General features: G+C 43.8%; 18 protein-coding genes. 8 read left to right on the forward strand and 10 right to left on the reverse strand.

All coding sequences use genetic code 11. The features are described 5' to 3' along the window. Positions 1-2 precede the first annotated feature (2 nt). Positions 3-2381 (reverse strand): efflux RND transporter permease subunit, encoded by a 2379-nt coding sequence (locus R7E47_RS09000; protein ID WP_192947909.1) that lies wholly within the window; start codon positions 2379-2381, stop codon positions 3-5. A 249-nt stretch (positions 2382-2630) separates the two neighbouring features. After that, complete coding sequence (locus R7E47_RS09005; RefSeq protein WP_005377913.1) at positions 2631-3419, reverse strand: TetR/AcrR family transcriptional regulator; 789 nt, start codon at positions 3417-3419, stop codon at positions 2631-2633. A gap of 270 nt (positions 3420-3689) precedes the next feature. Between R7E47_RS09005 and R7E47_RS09010 the strand changes: the two genes are divergently transcribed. Continuing rightward, complete coding sequence (locus R7E47_RS09010; RefSeq protein ID WP_031780965.1) at positions 3690-3875, forward strand: hypothetical protein; 186 nt, start codon at positions 3690-3692, stop codon at positions 3873-3875. Here the strand turns inward: R7E47_RS09010 and R7E47_RS09015 are convergent. The 6 genes from R7E47_RS09015 to thrS form a co-directional block, all read right to left on the reverse strand. After that, entirely contained in the window at positions 3868-4677 is an 810-nt protein-coding gene (locus R7E47_RS09015) for a helix-turn-helix domain-containing protein (RefSeq protein ID WP_005385480.1), read from the reverse strand. The genes R7E47_RS09010 and R7E47_RS09015 overlap by 8 nt on opposite strands. 366 nt (positions 4678-5043) lie before the next feature. Next, complete coding sequence (locus tag R7E47_RS09020; protein ID WP_005377919.1) at positions 5044-5361, reverse strand: heavy metal-binding domain-containing protein; 318 nt, start codon at positions 5359-5361, stop codon at positions 5044-5046. Between the two features lie 189 nt (positions 5362-5550). Then, the gene (gene rplT, locus R7E47_RS09025; protein WP_004727974.1) at positions 5551-5904 is read right to left on the reverse strand and encodes a 50S ribosomal protein L20; all 354 of its coding nucleotides are present in this window, start codon (positions 5902-5904) and stop codon (positions 5551-5553) included. Between the two features lie 40 nt (positions 5905-5944). After that, a complete protein-coding gene (gene rpmI / locus R7E47_RS09030; protein WP_005377932.1) occupies positions 5945-6139 on the reverse strand; it encodes a 50S ribosomal protein L35 in 195 nt (64 codons plus the stop codon). A gap of 120 nt (positions 6140-6259) precedes the next feature. Then, positions 6260-6811: a translation initiation factor IF-3 gene (infC, locus tag R7E47_RS09035; RefSeq protein ID WP_080276913.1), complete on the reverse strand. Its 552-nt coding sequence runs from the start codon at positions 6809-6811 to the stop codon at positions 6260-6262. Positions 6812-6814: 3 nt separating this feature from the next. Further along, on the reverse strand, positions 6815-8743 hold the full coding sequence (gene thrS / locus R7E47_RS09040; RefSeq protein WP_318084138.1) for a threonine--tRNA ligase: 1929 nt from the start codon (positions 8741-8743) through the stop codon (positions 6815-6817). A 389-nt stretch (positions 8744-9132) separates the two neighbouring features. Here thrS and R7E47_RS09045 point away from each other — a divergent pair, with 389 nt between their 5' ends. Next, on the forward strand, positions 9133-10110 hold the full coding sequence (locus R7E47_RS09045) for a DUF3187 family protein (protein ID WP_318084139.1): 978 nt from the start codon (positions 9133-9135) through the stop codon (positions 10108-10110). A 6-nt stretch (positions 10111-10116) separates the two neighbouring features. On the opposite strand, the gene R7E47_RS09050 is transcribed toward R7E47_RS09045, so the two are convergent. Then, complete coding sequence (locus tag R7E47_RS09050; RefSeq protein WP_258669527.1) at positions 10117-10860, reverse strand: sporulation protein; 744 nt, start codon at positions 10858-10860, stop codon at positions 10117-10119. Between the two features lie 248 nt (positions 10861-11108). Here R7E47_RS09050 and hutC point away from each other — a divergent pair, with 248 nt between their 5' ends. From hutC to R7E47_RS09080, 6 genes are all read left to right on the forward strand, one after another. Then, positions 11109-11816, forward strand: coding sequence for a histidine utilization repressor (gene hutC, locus R7E47_RS09055; RefSeq protein WP_005385493.1), 708 nt, complete (start codon positions 11109-11111; stop codon positions 11814-11816). 129 nt (positions 11817-11945) lie between these two features. Further along, the gene (gene hutI, locus R7E47_RS09060) at positions 11946-13196 is read left to right on the forward strand and encodes an imidazolonepropionase (RefSeq protein ID WP_005377945.1); all 1251 of its coding nucleotides are present in this window, start codon (positions 11946-11948) and stop codon (positions 13194-13196) included. A gap of 1 nt (position 13197) precedes the next feature. Next, positions 13198-14208 carry a formimidoylglutamase gene (gene hutG, locus R7E47_RS09065; RefSeq protein WP_170893861.1) on the forward strand — a complete coding sequence of 337 codons (1011 nt, stop codon included), beginning with the start codon at positions 13198-13200 and terminating at the stop codon, positions 14206-14208. A 73-nt stretch (positions 14209-14281) separates the two neighbouring features. Further along, positions 14282-15979, forward strand: coding sequence for a urocanate hydratase (gene hutU, locus R7E47_RS09070; protein WP_318084143.1), 1698 nt, complete (start codon positions 14282-14284; stop codon positions 15977-15979). Between the two features lie 11 nt (positions 15980-15990). Next, positions 15991-17526 (forward strand): histidine ammonia-lyase, encoded by a 1536-nt coding sequence (gene hutH / locus R7E47_RS09075; RefSeq protein ID WP_017634855.1) that lies wholly within the window; start codon positions 15991-15993, stop codon positions 17524-17526. Between the two features lie 335 nt (positions 17527-17861). Further along, positions 17862-18587 carry a DUF3581 domain-containing protein gene (locus R7E47_RS09080; RefSeq protein WP_017821813.1) on the forward strand — a complete coding sequence of 242 codons (726 nt, stop codon included), beginning with the start codon at positions 17862-17864 and terminating at the stop codon, positions 18585-18587. Between the two features lie 110 nt (positions 18588-18697). Here the strand turns inward: R7E47_RS09080 and R7E47_RS09085 are convergent, their stop codons facing one another. Beyond that, positions 18698-19159, reverse strand: coding sequence for a methyltransferase family protein (locus R7E47_RS09085; protein ID WP_005377951.1), 462 nt, complete (start codon positions 19157-19159; stop codon positions 18698-18700). Positions 19160-19209: the final 50 nt, after the last annotated feature.

A 19209-nucleotide genomic window follows, 5' to 3' on the forward strand; every position in this document is an offset into this window, starting at 1 on the left:
CGTTATGACTGAGTAACAGTCTTGGTTTGAGAGTCAGTTGATTTAAGCTTATTTCGGCGCTCCACCTCGTCGTAAACGCCTTTGTCAAACAACATCAGTAGAGTCGGTAGGAAGATGAAATCCACAACAAGAGCAATAAAGATGACAATGGCACTCAGCTGTCCCATATCGGCATTTAAACGGAAGCTCGACATCGCCAGAACAGAGAAACCAGCAACAAGCACGACAGTCGTAATCCAAAGTGCGCGCCCCACGGTACGAAAGGCGTAGCGAACCGCTTGCTCCGCACTGTGGCCATCTTTACGAGCGTGTTGATATTTAGAAAGAAAGTGAACGGCGTCATCGACAACAACACCAAGCGTTAATGTCACAACGACAGACAATCCCAAGTTAATCTCGCCAGAAACCAGCGCCCAAATACCAAAACCAATAAGCGCAGGAGCAATATTCGGGACAAGACTAATTAAGCCAAGCTTGAACGAACGCAAGGCAAAGATCAGTAATGCAGAGATTAAGACAAGAGTAATGGGCAAGGTTGACAGCATGCTGGCCATATTCGTTTCACCAATATGCGCAAACATCAATGAAGGACTAGAAGCAACAACATCATATTGAGGCGCGTTTTCGTTAAACCATTGGTAAATGCGATTTTCCAAATCAACAAGCTCGACGCTGCCCAAGTTCTCCACGGTGAGAACCATCTTGATCGACGACTTATCTACATTGATTTGGTTGTTCAAATCTAAACCATACGGTAGTGACATTTCGTAAAGCAGCAGATATTGAGCCGCTAATTCTCTGTCTTGAGGGAGCGAGTAATAAGCCTGATCATCTCCATGCATGTTCTTGTTTAGGCGCTTATAAACATCGCTCAAGGTCGCAACATGGTCCGTTTCTGGCTGCAACCTTAGCCAGTCAGTAAATTTACCCACGGTATTGAGAAAATTAGGATCCGCAATACCCTGCGATTCGTTGGTTTTTATCGCGATACTGATGTTCGCCATGCCACTGATTCGCTCTTCCATAAAATCAGCCGCTCGGCGAAATTCATTGCTATGGCCAAAGTACTCGACGGATTCATCATTGACTTTGTTCAGTGGAATCAAGCTCGCACTCGCGACAATAACAAGCACCGACAACGGCAATAAAGCATGTCGCTTTGACACCACGAAATCTCCTAAATGATCCATAAAGTGCTTTCTTTCATCAGAAGTATCCGACTTCACCGTAACCGGAAGGATATTAAGCAAGGCGGGAAGTAACGTGATGGAAAGGAAACAAGCAACCATGACGCCAAGGGCTGATAGGTTGCCGAAATCTCTCAGGATTGGAGAATCCGACATATTCATCATTAAAAAGCCGATCGCGGTGGTAATGGAGGTAATCAAGATAGGCATGAAATTGAGCGCAATACTTCGCTCAATAGAGTGGGCTTTACTAAAGCCGTTTTGCATAAACTGACGCATTGTCGCGATGATGTGTACACAGTCTGCGACGGCAAGCGTCATCACCAAGGTAGGCACATTAACGGTCGCCGTGCTTAAGAACATACCAGCCCATCCTGACAAGCCCATTGTCACCATAACCGAGCCGATAATAACGATGAGCGTCGCGATGACGCTAAGCAATGAGCGCAACATGATGGTCAGAAACACCAATATCACTAGTAACATAGTTGGCACTAATGTTGCGCTATCATCTTGGGCTGCGGTCATAAACGCGTAGTTCATTGCAATAATACCAGCCTTGTGGAATTCCGTGTCTGGGTACACTTGCTGATAACGCTCAATCATTCCGTTTATGTAAGCAACCACCTCTTGTACTTCAGCAGTTTTATCTATTTCAGGGAGTTGGACCGTAATGTTTACGACCGTGACATCTCCTTTTTCAGAAATCAGTGAACTTTTCAAAACCGGCTCACTCAACGCAATACTTTTGACTTTCTCTATTCGTTGAGGTGTCAATTCATATTCGCTATACAGTAAGTCTTCGACAAGAAGATCATCTTCAAACGCTTCGGTATGCTGGTAGTTGGCGAGGGAATCAACGCGGGTGGAGTATGGAACTTGCCACGCCTCGTCAGTGATCTGCTGAATAAGAGATAATGTGCTAGGAGTAAAAACAGTGCCGCTCTTTGGCGCTATAACCAAAGCAAGACTGTCAGATTTTGCAAAGGTGGTTTGAATTTCATCAAACGCAAGTAACTGCTCATTTGTTCCATCAAAGAAGATGTCGTAATCTCCTCTAAAGTAAAGATTTTTTCCTCCAATAGTTGCTATGACAATCAATAAAACGGTAGCAAGCATCACCAATACACTGTAATTCGTTGGTAGCTTACCCCACCCTGAACGGGCGTATTGTTGAACGTTGTGATGTGGCATCACACTCTCCTTTTGTGACGTTTCGTCAAATTTAAAAACTAAAAAAACAGCAAATGCTGTAAATAACCAGACAAACTCGACATGCAAACTTTAGATCGAATGAATTTGGCTACATAAGTCAGTTTTTAGTAACTTCCTATGCTTCTCGTGATCATTGGCTGAACGCCAACCCTCGAGATTTAATGACGATTCGTCACAATAGTGCGATAAAAAAGCCAACCATAACGTCAGATTGGCCTTTCCAGTTTATTAGCGATTCACTGACTCTAAATAAGCAAGCTCTTCACTAAATAACTCCTGCTCCACTCGACGCCAGGTTTTACGGTAGTCCCATTCTGTAGATAAAGGCGACCAACCTAAACCATCAAGTAACATATTCGCGTTGTGCAGTACTGAGAATGGGTCTTGAATTCGCTGAATACATCGACTGTTCGATGCATTTTGCGCCAAAGCGTTTGAACCGAATGCAATAGACCAGTTGGCGAATACAATAGCATCAGAACCAATTGCGGGAGAAAACTTAAGATCACCACATTCTACCGCATTGTTCACCAGCGCATCAGCACCATCTATTACTTGTTCTTCCAAGTTATTCAGTTCATTCACACGTTTAGGCGAAGCCTTCTCTAGAACCCAAGGCGTCTTTGCAACAATCGCACAAGTTGATAGTACTGGCTCCATACGAGCGTAAATACGATAACCTACATGCATCGCAATGATTTTTTCTCTGGTATTGCCATTAAATTTGGCGGTACGTTCGAAAAATATTGCTTCGCTTTTCAGCGAATGAATACAAAGCGCAAGAATCACATCTTCTTTGCTGCAAAAATGATTGTAGATCGTCCCTTTAGAATAAGGGCTTGAGGCTGTAAGCTTGTCCATCGTTAAGTTGGCAAAGCCTTGCTCTTGAACTAAAGACTTAGCCAATTGAATAAGCTCTATCTCACGATCAGCAATCGCCTGTTGCTTTTTTGTTAGCCCTGAAGACACACGACATCCGTCTTGCTTGCTATATTTTTTACAGCGAAAGTTAAACATAATCCTTTGATCCGTATACCAACACACTCCCAATAATTGTAACACGATTCTTTAATACAGGAACGCAACTAAAGTTGACGAACCGTCAAAAATGACACTTCGTCATAATAGATCAAAAAACAAACATTTCAAGTATGAATTTATAATTAGAAGATAAATAGCTACCAATTATGCATACCCAAGTAGCTACAGGATGCTTGGTTCAACGAGAATGGTTTCTTTGTAGAGGAAGCGAGAGAGGCTTTGGGAGGAACAACGAAGGAAATCAGCATGTTAAAAATAACGAAAGTAGATGCTGAACAGGTATTATTCGAAATAAGCCCAACACACTTTAAGTCTGAATTAAGAGCAAACACCGCTGAATGCCCTACTTACAAAGTATTTGCTGTCTTAGGCTTTTTCTTTTGCAACGCCCTTTCAGAAACTCTCTTCAAAAAAGGCTCAAAATCTATATAGATAGGCTTGGCTTATCACCTGCAGCTGCGATGGCATAACGAATATCATCAATAAATCGCCCCTCTGTCTCAATAATGCCGTCAGAGAATGTGACTGGCTGATGTGGCCCAGCAAGTAGAACAATATTAGTAAAATCAGAGACATTAAAGTTCTCTGCTACAACATTTTTGGAATGAAAATCAATGACGGTCTTTGCAACTTGATCTTCCAGTAACAAAAGCTGTTCTTCAGTAATTTTCATACGCGCCAAAGCAACGCGAACACACTTATCGTGGGTAGTCGTCTGCTCTTTTATGATTTCGGTATATTTGTCGTTGAGCTTGGAGTTCTCTGCATAGCTATAATATAAAGGCCCGTGCAGCGTTATATTTTTATCTTCATCAACGTAAACGAGATCCAACAACTCTAATGCTTTTAAGTAATCAGACATGCTCTGCTCAGACAAGTCATACTTTTTCTTTAAAATAGAATAACCGTCTTTACCTCGAAGCATTCTCAATTCACGATAAAAGTCGTAAAGGTGAGGGAATTGAAAGAATACTTCATCCTGTGTGCGACTAAAGTAATCCTCGTCTTCACCTTGCAATTGATTTGCGAGCTTTTGTAGTTCATCTAACGTGCAATCAACCGCTCTACAATATTCCAGCAACTTATCTAAAGCGAGATTCGTGCTTGTAAGATGTCTCTTAAAGGTAGATAGTGGCATACCCATTTTCTCAGATAGCTCTCGATATGTTAGCCCTTTTGTTTTAATCGCTTGGCGTAATGCGGCTAGCAAGTATTCGGGAGTCAGATCTCTCATCTACAATTCCTTTTGGCAATGTTACAGCTGTATAGTATTTGTAACAATTTAGAACCGCTTGGCAAGGTATAAGTTCATATTTTTATAAGAAAAACATGAATTAATATACTGAAAAGAGAATTCACACAACAAATGAAAAATTAAATATGAATTCAATTTCATTATAGATATAAAATAATATGCAAAATAAAAGTGAAGCAATTACTCTAAATCATCGTGATTAATTTTAATAGTAACGTAAAGTTGAGAATATAAACCTATTCTCTCTACAAAAATCTAGAATAATTAACCTAAAAGGAACAGAACGGTAAATGCATAATAATTCACCGCTCTCTATTAGCATTTTTGCAATGCTATTCAAGTAGACTAGTCCGCTAGTTTCACTGCAGTACCAAATGCCAAAATTTCCGAAGAACCATCTACGATTGAGCTTGTGGTAAATCGAATCCCTACAATTGCATCGGCACCTTTAGATTCAGCGTCCGCCACCATGCGCTGTATAGCAATATCACGCGCGTCGGTCATCATTTCCGTGTAACCACGAATTTCGCCGCCAACAATGCTCTTGATACCCGCCATGAGGTCACGGCCAATATGCTTTGATTGAACAACATTACCAGTTACAACCCCTCTGATTTCAGAGATCTGCTTGCCAGGAATGCTTTCGGTCGTTGTGTAGATCATTTTTAATCCCTTATAAACGTAAAAATTTATACCCAAGCTACCTTATAACTAACATAAGATGCTAACCAATAAATTGAGAAGACTGATAAACAATACTCTAAATAGCCAAGCTAAAAGTCATTTGGGTATAAATTTTAGCAATAAAAAAGGAGAGCTAATGCTCTCCTTCTCTTAATCCTAAACTGCTAATTAAAGAGCAGCTTTCGCTTTTTCAACTAGAACTGCAAATGCAGCTTTGTCGAATACTGCGATGTCCGCAAGGATCTTACGGTCGATCTCAATAGATGCTTTCTTCAGACCGTTGATGAAACGGCTGTAAGATAGACCATTTTGACGAGATGCCGCATTGATACGTGCAATCCATAGTTGACGGAATTGACGTTTCTTAGCGCGACGGTCACGGTAAGCGTATTGACCAGCTTTAGTAACTGCTTGGAAAGCTACGCGGTAAACACGTGAACGCGCACCGTAGTAACCTTTAGCTTGTTTTAGAACTTTCTTATGACGTGCACGAGCTTGTACACCACGTTTTACGCGAGGCATTATGCTTCTCCTAAACTAAACGATTGATAACTAAAAAGAATTAAGCGTATGGCAACATACGGATTACTGCAGCCACTTCACATTTTGGAAGGATTGCATTCGGACGTAGTTGACGCTTGTTCTTAGTAGTACGCTTAGTCAGGATGTGACGTTTTGTAGCGTGCTTGTACTTAATACCACCAGCAGTTTTCTTAAAACGCTTAGCAGCACCTTTGTTGGTTTTCATCTTAGGCATGATGAATAACTCCGCATTGAGTAGGTTTAATAAACAACGTAATTAGGGCGAACAAAACCCAGCCATATGCCTTTATATAAAGGAAAGCGGCTAGGTTTTAATTACTTGATGAGCCGTTAATTACTTCTTTTTAGGGGCTAGCACCATGATCATCTGGCGACCTTCAATCTTCTTAGGGAAAGATTCAACTACAGCAATTTCTGCAGTATCTTCCTTAAGACGATTTAGAACGTCAACACCGATGTCTTGGTGTGCCATCTCTCGGCCACGGAAGCGAATTGTTACTTTCACTTTGTTGCCTTCTTCAAGGAAACGCGTCAGGTTGCGTAGTTTTACCTGATAGTCTCCAATATCAGTTCCAGGACGGAATTTTACTTCCTTGATCTGGACCTGCTTTTGCTTCTTCTTCTGCTCTTTAGCAGTTTTGCTCTTCTCGAAGAGGAACTTACCATAGTCCATCACACGACAAACAGGTGGCTCGGCGTTAGGACTGATCTCAACGAGATCCATACCAGCTTCTTCAGCAGCTGCAATGGCTTCTTGAATCGATACAACACCAACTGATTCACCGTCAGCGCCTGTTAGTCGAACTTCACGAATACCACGAATTTCACCGTTGATACGGTGCGGGTTTTGTTTTACCGGCTGTTGGCCACGTCTTCCGCCTTTAATAGCTTATTCCTCCAGATTGAGCTTACGGCTAGAGATCTCGTCTTGGATGTATGCAATAAAATCATCCACTTTAAATTTACCAAGATCTTTACCTTTACGAGTACGCACTGCAATTTCGCCAGCTTCCATTTCTTGGTCACCAACAACAAGCATATACGGTACACGCTTCAAAGTATGTTCGCGGATTTTAAAGCCAATCTTCTCATTTCTCAAGTCCGCTTTAGCTCTAATTCCACTTTTTTGTAGTTTTTGTACTATTTCTTGAACATAACCTGACTGTTTATCAGTAATGTTCATAAGAACTGCTTGTTCTGGCGCCAACCAAGTTGGGAAGAAACCAGCATATTCTTCGATAAGGATACCGATGAAGCGCTCTAGTGAACCTAGAATCGCACGGTGAATCATTACCGGTACAAGACGTTCATTGTTTTCACCTACATAAGTTGCACCTAAGCGACCTGGTAGGTTGAAGTCTAGCTGGACAGTACCACACTGCCACGCACGATCTAGACAATCGTATAGTGTGAATTCAATCTTAGGACCGTAGAACGCACCCTCGCCTTCTTGAATTTCGTATGGGATATCCATCGATTCAAGAGACTGCTTCAATGCTTCTTCAGATTGATCCCAGATTTCATCTGAACCTACGCGTTTCTCTGGACGAGTAGACAGTTTCACTACGATGTTGTCGAAACCAAATGTTTGGTACGTATCGTACACCATCTTGATACAGTTTGTTACTTCTTCTTGAATTTGGCTCTCAGTACAGAAAATGTGAGCGTCATCCTGAGTAAAGCCACGTACACGCATAATACCGTGTAGTGCACCAGATGGTTCGTTACGGTGACATGAGCCAAACTCAGCCATACGTAGCGGTAGGTCGCGGTACGATTTTAGACCTTGGTTGAAGATCTGTACGTGACCTGGACAGTTCATTGGCTTAATCGCGTATTCACGGTTCTCAGAAGAAGTTGTGAACATTGCATCAGCGTATTTGTCCCAGTGCCCAGAGCGTTCCCAAAGAACACGGTCCATCATAAGTGGACCTTTCACTTCTTGGTAACCGTACTCATCTAGCTTAGCGCGGATGAATACTTCTAGATCACGGAAGATAGACCAACCATTGTGATGCCAGAACACCATACCCGGTGCTTCTTGCTGCATGTGGAATAGGTCTAGTTGCTTACCAATCTTACGGTGATCACGCTTCGCCGCTTCTTCTAGGCGAGTTAGGTGCGCTTTCAGTGCTTTCTTGTCGTGGAAAGCCGTACCGTAGATACGTTGAAGCATTTTGTTGTCGCTGTTACCACGCCAGTAAGCACCTGCAACATTCAGCAAAGTGAAGTGTTGACAGAAGCTCATATTAGGAACGTGAGGACCACGACACATGTCGATGTATTCTTCATGGTGGTAAAGGCCTGGACGATCATCGCGAGATACGTTTTCGTCTAGGATTTCCACTTTGTATGGTTCGCCACGTGATTCAAACGTATCACGCGCTTCCTGCCAGCTTACTTTTTTCTTAACCACTTCGTACTTGGTTTTCGCTAGCTCTTTCATACGCTTTTCAATCTTTTCAAGATCTTCTTGCGTTAGAGATTCGTCTAGGTCGATATCGTAGTAGAAGCCATTGTCGATGGTTGGACCGATCGCCATTTTAGCTTGAGGGTAAAGCTGCTTAAGAGCGTGACCAAGAAGGTGAGCACAAGAGTGACGAACGATTTCTAGACCGTCTACTTCATCTTTAACTGTGATGATTTCAAGGCTTGCGTCTTTTTCAATTAGATCACACGCATCAACGCGGTTACCGTTTACACGACCAGCGATAGTTGCTTTTGCAAGACCAGGACCGATCGATTGCGCAACTTCCATAGTAGAAACTGGGTTGTCAAATTGACGCTGACTGCCGTCAGGAAGAGTAATAATAGGCATGCTATGTCCTTTACAGTGGTGTTGCACACCAAGCAACACATGTTATTCAAATTAGAAGCTATTTGTTGAAAATAGTTGAGAGTCAATAAAGGCCTCTCGGTAACACGAATACCGGACCGTTATCGAAAATGGGATTGTACCTAGCTCACATTTAGAATGCAAAGCGCGATTTTGTTTTGTCATAAGAACTTAACCGCAGACCCGTCACGACAATCTGATCATGCTTTTAAGGGACCAACGGAATTGCCCCTCAATGAACTTACACAACAAATTACAATATCGCCTATTACGTGTGAACCGATACAAAGCCTAACACGCTGGGCGAGAGCTCAACGTGCGATTTAGGTATATAGTTGTTTTATAGAGTAGTTTGTATATAGGTATTCATCATGGTCTATTTCAAATCGCGCTTTATGGTGCTTCTAAGCACCTCGATATGTTCTTTACAAGCCTTCGCATCAAATGACTTATATGGCCCGCTGCGTTCTTACGCACAATCCCCAATGCAAGTGGTTAGTCACACTAACATACTGCGCTCAGGACATAGTCTGCCCTCTGGTTTTGTCGAAGCTTATGGTTCGGGAACCGTGGCAAGTGTTTGGGCTCATACTGATGAATACGCACTGGATTATTACCACAATCAATTCGAATTAGGCAGCAAATGGCAAGTCAGCAACCGTTGGCAGTGGGAGCTCAACTATCGATGGGTCTTTGCCGCTGACAACCATTTAGATGGACTGACGAAAAGCTTCCATAAACTTTTCGGTATCGGACAAAATGGGCGGGATAAAGTAGAGAGAGATCGTTTTTACATTTCAATGCCGCAATATGATGTGCTTGAAGATGATTTCGAAGGACAAACACTGGCCAATAACCTATCTACTTACTTACAGTATCAAGTGTTCCAAAATGAACATCACGGCCTATCGATTGGCGGCAGTTTGTATTTTAACGATGTGGCTCACGGCACTTTTCAAGGTAGCAGTTTCGAGCAAGGCTTCCAATTAAACTACAGCTACTTAAGTGATGCTCATGCATTTTATTCGATGATTGGCATGACTTTTCGATCGGATGACCGTGCCTTGCTCGATCTGCCCTATCGACATAATACGATTGCCATTGCGGGTGGGTACCGTTATGCCTTAGAAGATAACCATCACCTGATGTTGGAATATCATTGGTATCAAGGCTCAACAGAAGGGCCCACAGAGTTTGCTGATGTCTCTAATGAACTGGTATTAGGCTATCGATATCTAATGGAAAATTCAGCGCTTGAGTTTTTAGCCGTAGAGAACGCAAGAAACATGGATAACAGTACCGATATCGCTTTCACAATAGGATATCGGTACATATTTTCATCAAGTTGATGAGAGCTATAGATTTAGCGTTGGTGCAACTGCGACAGCGACTTGAGCATCGGTTGCATTGATCGGTAACGTAAACGAGCGATATTGGTCACCAGCCAAGCTGAGCGAACGGTCAATCTCTGCCAAACAATGCATGACCTGCCCTTCCACTATAAAAGAGAGCTCAATTTCTTTTGATGAGATAAAGCCGCTGTTACGGAACTCTAGCTCTTGATAAATACCAGAGCGAGAGGCAAACGAGCCACCGCGCAAAAAGCCTTTTTCAACATCGGCTTTAACCATAGTGAAGCCAGCTTGCTCGATCGCTTGAATAACCCGAGATGCTACTGGTAGTGGTTTCACTTCAATATAGTCACGGTCACGCGGGTCAATCGCAAAATCAATATCTAACGTCGTCTCGACCCAAACATGACATTGATTCTTAAGTGCGCTAACCGCAGTAATTGGCGTTTCATCATGCAGTTTTAGCTCAAACGGAACCTGCTTTTCTTCATTAGGTTGAATCACAAAAGGGTCAACTGCTTTCAATTGATCAATAGTGAAGGTTTGGTAACTTACGCTATCATCCACTTCGACTTTCATTTCCGTGTTCAATTTAATCGTAATAGCATCAATTTGTTGTTCGACGTCTCCGCCTTTGATATGAACATGCCCTTTCAGCGTCGCTCCTTGAAACACGCTCATTTCGTCCAAAATGGTATCTACTTTTGCAGAGCCGATCCCCAGTGATGCTTTCAATTTTTTAAACATATTTTTCCTTTTTTAGCGACTTTTCTTCTAATAATCGTTTGTTTACACAATTGTTTTCTGCTGTGCAAGCAATAGACCACAAGAAAATGCTTGAATTCAATCATCAAGCCAAATAATGCTCAGCAGCAAGAGTCATTCAGCCCTGCAATAGGATTGTTCGGTCACTAAGCGGTACATTCGTCGAGAAATGTTTGCAATTTGTACCTAAATTCAGCAGTATTTGTATAGTCAAATAAAGGGAAATCATTATGTCTGCACCGCTCTACATTCAAATTAAACAATTTATCCTGGATAAAATTGATGCTGGAGAGTGGGTAGTTGGTCATCGCATCGCCACCGAGATTGAGCTTACCGAGCAATTTGGTGTCAGTAGAATGACAGTGAACAAAGCAATTCGGGATTTAGTAAATGAGGGCCGATTACAACGTCGCCCACGCTTAGGCACGTTCGTGTGTGATCCTGGTGAAAAGTCAGAATCTCCCCTGCTAGACATTCGAAACATTGCCGAAGAAGTCAGCGATAGAGGGCGAAAGTATGGCAGTAAAGTGCTCAAACAGATTGCCATAAAAGCAGATGACAACATTGCGACAAAACTCGGCGTTATGCTAGGCACGACAGTGTTTTACAGTGAAATTATTCACTATGAAGACCAAACGCCGATTCAATTGGAGCTCCGCTGGGTGAATAGCCAATATGCCCCGAGTTATTTAAATCAAGACTTCACACAAATCACTCCAAATCAATACCTGTCAGATAATTGCCCACTCAGCGCGATAGAACATACTGTAGAGGCAATTGTGCCTGAAAGCCGTATTAAGCAAGACTTAAAAATGCAAGCCAATGAACCTTGCCTTCTCTTGAATCGCAGAACGTGGAGCCAAGATAAGTTAGTCAGTACCGCCCTACTTTATCACCCTGGTAACAAATATAAGCTGAGCTCAAAAGTGCTCATTTAAGGACAAGATTTGTCCTCTAGATCTACGTTTTGATCACATTTTAGCAACATCAATCTTGTCAGTGTTCTTATTTTGCTCTATTTATTTGTATATACATTTAATGATACAAATAAACACAGGGACACAAACATGGATTTGCTGATTGAAAACGCACGTCTAGTTACCATGCAATCGGGAGAATGCGGATACCTTCCAACGCCTCCAGCGCGCATTGGTATTCAATCTGGAAAAATCGTTGCGATCAGTACTTGTGCCATTGGTGAAGACGCACCGCAAACCGAGTCTCTGCTGTCTGCCCAACATTACGCTCAGAGTATCGACCTTCAAGGCAAGTTAGTTCTGCCAGGTTTGATCGACTGCCACACTCATCTTATTTACGCGGGCAATCGTGCCAACGAATTTGAAATGCGCTTAAACGGCGTGCCATATCAAGAAATTTCCAAACAAGGCGGTGGGATACTTTCAACGGTGCATGCGACGCGTTCAGCAACCGAAGCGCAATTAGTTGAGTTAGCGTTGCCACGTTTAGACGGGCTACTCGCGAGCGGCGTCACTTCTGTCGAAGTGAAATCAGGCTACGGATTGACACTGAATGATGAAGTAAAAATGCTCCGTGCAGCCAAAATGCTTGAACAAGAGCGCAAAGTTAAAATCACCACTACACTTCTCGCCGCTCACGCCATTCCGCCAGAGTTCCAAGGTCGTGCAGATGATTATATTGAGCACATTTGTCAGGACATAATCCCTGTTGTCGCAAAGGAAGAATTAGCTACGAGTGTCGATGTTTTTTGTGAATCGATTGGTTTCAATCTTGAACAAACAGAAAAAGTGTTTGTAGCTGCAAAACGTCACGGCTTAAAGGTTAAAGGGCATACTGAGCAGCTTTCTAATCTCGGTGGTACAGCCCTCACTGCGCAATACAACGGTCTGTCAGCGGATCACATCGAGTTTTTAGATGAGCAAGGTGTTAAAGCACTTGCTCGATCAAACACTGTCGCCACTCTATTGCCTGGCGCTTTTTATTTTCTAAGAGAAACTCAGTTACCACCGATTGAGTTGTTGAGAGAGCATAACGTGCCGATGGCAATTGCTACGGACGTCAACCCAGGTACATCACCATTTTCTGATCTCACACTCATGCTGAATATGGCGTGCACACTATTTCGCCTTACACCGCAAGAAGCACTGCGTGGTGTAACGCAACATGCAGCCAAAGCTCTGGGTTATCAAAACTCACGTGGCGAAATCAAAGTAGGGTTTGATGCGGACTTCTCTATCTGGGATATCGAAAGCCCTGCGGATTTAAGCTATCAAGTCGGAGCAAAACGTCTAGTAGGTCGTATAGTAAATGGTGAATACATTTCACACGGAGGCCAATAATATGTCTCAATTCGACCTACACTCTCCCCTATTTCATTGGCAAGGCCGTCATGATGCCGAGGACGGCAAGCTTGGTCAGCGAATTCATCACGTTGTTCAACGCCAAAAAGCAGATGAGTTGAGTGCCGTTGCGCATGGCGTCTCATTACTCGGTTTTGCTACCGACGCTGGCGTTGCGAGAAACAAAGGACGCATTGGCGCGAAAAAAGCGCCAGACTTAATCCGACGAGCACTCGCTAATTTAGCATGGCACCAAGACGCCCCACTATATGACTTAGGTACTGTGGTGTGTGAAGACGACTTACTGGAAGAGAGCCAAGCTCTATGTGCAGCAACCATTTCAAGCGCACTGCCCCATACGCCAGTCATCGTGCTAGGTGGTGGGCATGAGATTGCGTGGGCCTCGTTTTCCGGCTTAGCGGAATATTTTAAAGCGCGCCATCCAGAGAAGAAGCCTAAAATCGGCATTATCAATTTCGATGCGCATTTCGATTTGCGCGCATTTGAGAGCAACCTCACCGACATAAGACCGAGCTCTGGCACCCCCTTCAACCAAATTCATCATTTTTGCCAACGTAACGATTGGGACTTTCATTACGCTTGTATTGGTGTAAGCCGTAGTAGCAACACTAAAGCGCTATTTGAAAAAGCAGATGCGTTAAATGTTTGGTATGTAGAGGACAATCAGCTCTGCTACTTAAACCACAGTTATCACTTAACTCAGCTTCAGCATTTTATTGACGACTGTGACTACCTCTATTTGACCATTGATCTAGATGTGTTTCCTGCCGCAACCGCACCTGGAGTCAGCGCACCAGCAGCTCGGGGAGTGAGTTACGACACTATTGCACCCTTTTTAGATCGAATTCTTCATTACAAAAATAAGTTAATGCTGGCTGATATCGCCGAATACAACCCAAATTATGACGTCGATAGTCAAACAGCACGATTAGCTGCCCGTTTGTGTTGGGATATCGCCAACGCAATGGCGGAAAAACAGCACAAACCATAATGCATCCCAGATGCCACTGATTATTACGACCAAGCAAGTACTTGGTCATCACGAGAAACTAAAGGAGTCTGAAATGACACAGCGCCAGGGACAAGATCCACGACTTGATACAAGCAGAACAATTCGTGCACCTCACGGAGATAAACTGCGCGCAAAATCTTGGCTAACCGAAGCCCCTCTTCGTATGCTGATGAACAACCTTGATCCTGATGTTGCAGAACATCCACATTCACTGGTTGTATATGGCGGCATTGGCCGAGCAGCGCGAAACTGGGAATGTTACGACAAGATTGTTGAAGTACTTGAAAGGCTCGAAGATGACCAAACGCTTTTAGTTCAATCAGGCAAGCCTGTTGGTGTTTTCCCTACTCATAAAAATGCCCCACGCGTGCTTATCGCAAACTCAAACCTTGTTCCGCATTGGGCAAACTGGGAACACTTCAACGAGCTAGATAAACAAGGCTTGATGATGTACGGCCAAATGACCGCTGGCAGCTGGATATACATTGGCTCGCAAGGTATCGTACAAGGCACATACGAAACGTTCGTATCTGTTGCAAAAAAACACTTTGACGGTGACGCAAATGGCCGTTGGATTCTAACGGGTGGTCTTGGTGGCATGGGTGGTGCTCAACCTCTCGCTGGTACAATGGCGGGCTTCTCCATGATTGCAGTAGAGTGTGATGAATCACGTATCGATTACCGCCTACGTACAGGCTATGTCGATAAGAAAGCGACTTCTTTAGATGAAGCGCTAGCTATCATTAAAGAGTCAGACACACCAGTATCGGTTGGTCTACTAGGTAATGCAGCAGACGTTTTCTCTGAGCTGGTAGAACGTAATATCACGCCTGATGTCGTAACAGACCAAACGTCTGCACACGACCCGCTCAATGGCTATTTACCACAAGGCTGGAGCATGTCTCACGCAGCAGAAATGCGTTTGCAAGATGAAGCAATGGTCGTAAAAGCAGCGAAAAAATCCATGGCTGTGCAAGTTCAAGCGATGTTAGAGCTGCAAAATCGCGGCGCCGCAACACTCGACTACGGTAACAACATCCGCCAGATGGCCTTGGAAGAAGGCGTAGAAAACGCATTCGATTTCCCTGGCTTCGTTCCAGCCTACATTCGTCCTCTATTCTGTGAAGGTATCGGTCCTTTCCGTTGGGCTGCTCTCTCTGGCGATCCTGAGGACATTTATAAAACCGACCAAAAAGTAAAAGAGCTAATTCCAGATAATCCGCACTTACATAACTGGCTAGATATGGCTCGCGAACGCATCCAGTTCCAAGGTTTACCTGCGCGTATTTGCTGGGTTGGTCTTAAAGATCGTGAGCGTCTTGGTCAAGCATTCAACGAAATGGTGAAAAATGGCGAACTTAAAGCGCCCGTTGTCATTGGTCGAGATCACTTAGACTCTGGCTCTGTAGCAAGCCCGAACCGTGAAACCGAAGGTATGATGGACGGTTCTGACACCGTATCAGACTGGCCATTATTAAACGCGCTACTCAACACGGCGGGCGGCGCAACTTGGGTTTCACTGCACCACGGCGGTGGCGTAGGTATGGGCTTCTCGCAACACTCAGGTATGGTTATCTGCTGTGATGGCAGTGAAGATGCCTCACAACGTATTGCCCGCGTGCTGCATAACGATCCAGCAACAGGCGTGATGCGTCATGCTGATGCGGGATACGATATCGCTAAACAATGTGCAGCAGAGCAAGGGCTAGATTTGCCAATGCTCAACGAAGAACTGAAGAAGCTCAAGTAAGGATGAAAGAGATGTTAAATTTAACGCTAAAGCCAGGTCATATTAGCTTAAACGAACTACGCCAAGTGAGCCGTTCACCAGTCAACCTTACTTTGGATCCTGAAGCCATTCCGGCCATTGAAGAAAGCACGCAAGTCGTAGACCGAGTCATCGCGGAAGATAGAACGGTTTACGGAATTAACACTGGTTTTGGGCTATTGGCTAACACACGAATAGCACCAGAAGATTTAGAAACACTGCAACGCAGTATCGTTCTTTCTCATGCGGCAGGTATCGGTGAGTTTATGTCAGATGAAACGGTTCGTCTGATGATGGTATTAAAAATCAATAGTCTGTCTCGTGGCTTTTCTGGGATTCGCCTAAAAGTCATTAATATGCTGACCGACCTAGTCAACGCACAAGTTTACCCTTGCGTACCTAAAAAGGGCTCTGTTGGCGCATCAGGTGACTTAGCTCCTCTAGCCCATATGAGCACAGTATTACTGGGAGAAGGACAAGCTCGCCACAACGGTAATATCATTTCCGGGCAAGAAGCATTAAAAATCGCAGGTCTAGAGCCTATCACTCTGGCGCCAAAAGAAGGCTTAGCGCTACTAAATGGGACTCAGGCATCCACAGCGTTCGCATTGGAAGGCCTGTTTATCGCGGAAGACCTTTTCGCGTCAGCAACCGTTTGTGGTGCAATGTCTGTTGAAGCCGCTCTAGGCAGCCGACGTCCATTCGATCCGCGCATTCACCGTGTACGTGGTCATCGCAGCCAAATGGACGCAGCACTCGCATACCGTCATTTGTTAGACACATCGAGTGAAATAGGTGATTCGCACACTAACTGTGAAAAAGTACAAGACCCGTATTCTTTGCGTTGTCAGCCTCAAGTGATGGGTGCGTGTTTACAGCAAATCCGCAATGCGGCGGAAGTATTACAAGTAGAAGCGAACTCCGTATCAGATAATCCGTTGGTGTTTGCTGAAGATGGTGACATCATCTCTGGCGGTAACTTCCACGCGGAGCCTGTTGCAATGGCAGCCGACAACCTAGCACTTGCGATTGCCGAGATCGGCAGCTTGTCTGAACGTCGTATGGCATTACTTATCGATAGCGCGCTATCAAAACTGCCACCGTTCTTAGTCGACAATGGTGGTGTGAACTCTGGTTTCATGATCGCTCAGGTGACCTCTGCTGCGTTAGCAAGTGAAAACAAAACGCTCGCTCACCCAGCGTCAGTAGACAGCTTGCCAACATCTGCAAACCAAGAAGATCACGTGTCAATGGCAACATTCGCGGCTCGCAGATTGAAAGAAATGGGCGAAAACACTCGCGGTATTCTGGCTGTCGAATACCTCTCAGCAGCACAAGGCCTAGACTTTAGAGCGCCAAACAAGTCCTCTGAGCGTATTGAGATTGCGAAACAAATGTTGCGTGAAAAAGTATCGTTCTACGATAAAGATCGCTACTTTGCTCCAGACATTGAACAGGCAAATACTCTGCTTAAGCTGGCTATCCACAACACGCTCATGCCAGAGAGCTTGTTACCAAGTGTTCAATAACCAAGCATAACTGGCATTTCATCGAATAAACAGATAATGACTTGAAGGCTCTACGTTCAGCGTGGAGCCTTTTTACATACGATTAAACATGTTGATGGCACTATTTATGAACGCCAGTCTACTTTGATGGCTATACTTTAAAAGATAGGCGAGCGAAAAGGTCGTTGTTTATTGTTTTCACAAATAAAAGCGTTGCTAAAGTATGCGTTTTTAACGGTTTATCCGCCGAAATAGTGTCTTATTGTTAGGATACGGTGAAGTTTTCACTGGATGGACCATTGCTACGCAGATATTCGCATATAATCCCACACAGTTTTGGTTACTACGTAAAAATTATGTTTCTAACACCTTATTTTTCAAACACTAATCACCAGTTTCAGTTCACTCGCGAACAAGCAAGCCACTTTGCAAAACGTGTCGCAGGTGACTACAACCCAATTCATGATGAAGACAACAAACGCTTTTGTGTCCCTGGGGATTTACTTTTCGCTGTGCTTCTTAGTAAAGAAGGCGTTAGCCAAAAGATGCGTTTTAACTTCTCTGGCATGGTAAACGATGGTGTAGCACTTCATATTGAAAATAAGTGTGACAAAGAAAGCGCTGTTGTTGACGAGGCAGGTAAAGAATACTTACACATGTCCCGTGAAGGTGAAACTAACCACGATCCGGCATTTATTGAGCATGTAGTGACAAATTACGTGCAATTTTCTGGTATGAACTTCCCTCACATCATGGTTCCTCTTATGGAAGAGAAGCAAATGATGATCAACTGCCAGCGTCCATTAGTTATTTATGAAAGCATGGAAGTCGAATTTTCACGCTTAGACCTTACGCATCCAGAGGTGGATTTCACTGGCGCAACATTCGACGTAGAAGGAAAACGAGGTGTAGTCACCTTAAACTTTGCGTTCAAAGAAGACGGTGAAGTCGTTGGTAAAGGTATTAAGCGCATGGTTGCAAGTGGCTTGAAGCCATATGACCAAGAAGCGGTTGACGACCTTGTACGCCGCTTTAATGAACGTAAGGATGCATTCCTAGCAAAGTTCGTTAAGGCAGCCTAGTCGACTGCCCTATCAGAAGCGCACAAAAAACGTGTTTACTAAAAGAAAGCCCAACGTCGACCGTTGGGCTTTCTTTTTATGTCTCATCCAAACAAAACTAAACGCAATGTTTAGAGCCAACGACGAACATGGTTTTTATAATCCACATACTCTTCACCAAACAATCGCTCTAAAACGCGTTCCTCAGGCTTGATTTGAAACCGATTCATATAACTGACAAATATCACGCCACAAAGCACCACACTCAAGTGCTGCCACCACAAACCAGTTGCTATGATTAGAAGCAATAATGCCGTGTACATAGGGTTGCGTGAAAAGGCAAACACACCAGTTCTTACAACAGAAGATGCCGCTTCAGGTTTTACTGGGTTCACTGTGGTTTTTACTTTGCGAAATTCATACACGCCAGCAATGCCCATGTAGCCAGACAACAAAGTTAATACACCTACTACAAATTCAACAAAGGGTACTCGAATGTTCATGCTCGGCGTCAAAACTTTAAGTCCGTACATCAAAAGTATGACTAGCAAAAACACCACAACAGGTGGGACTTTGAGTTCAAGTTTTCTCAAGATTCATATCCTTTGAAAGGGTCTAAATACGGTTTCTAAAAAGCCCAGTA

Origin of the sequence: Vibrio sp. Vb1026 (assembly GCF_033338745.1) — a bacterium.
GTDB classification, from domain to species: Bacteria; Pseudomonadota; Gammaproteobacteria; order Enterobacterales; family Vibrionaceae; genus Vibrio; species Vibrio alginolyticus.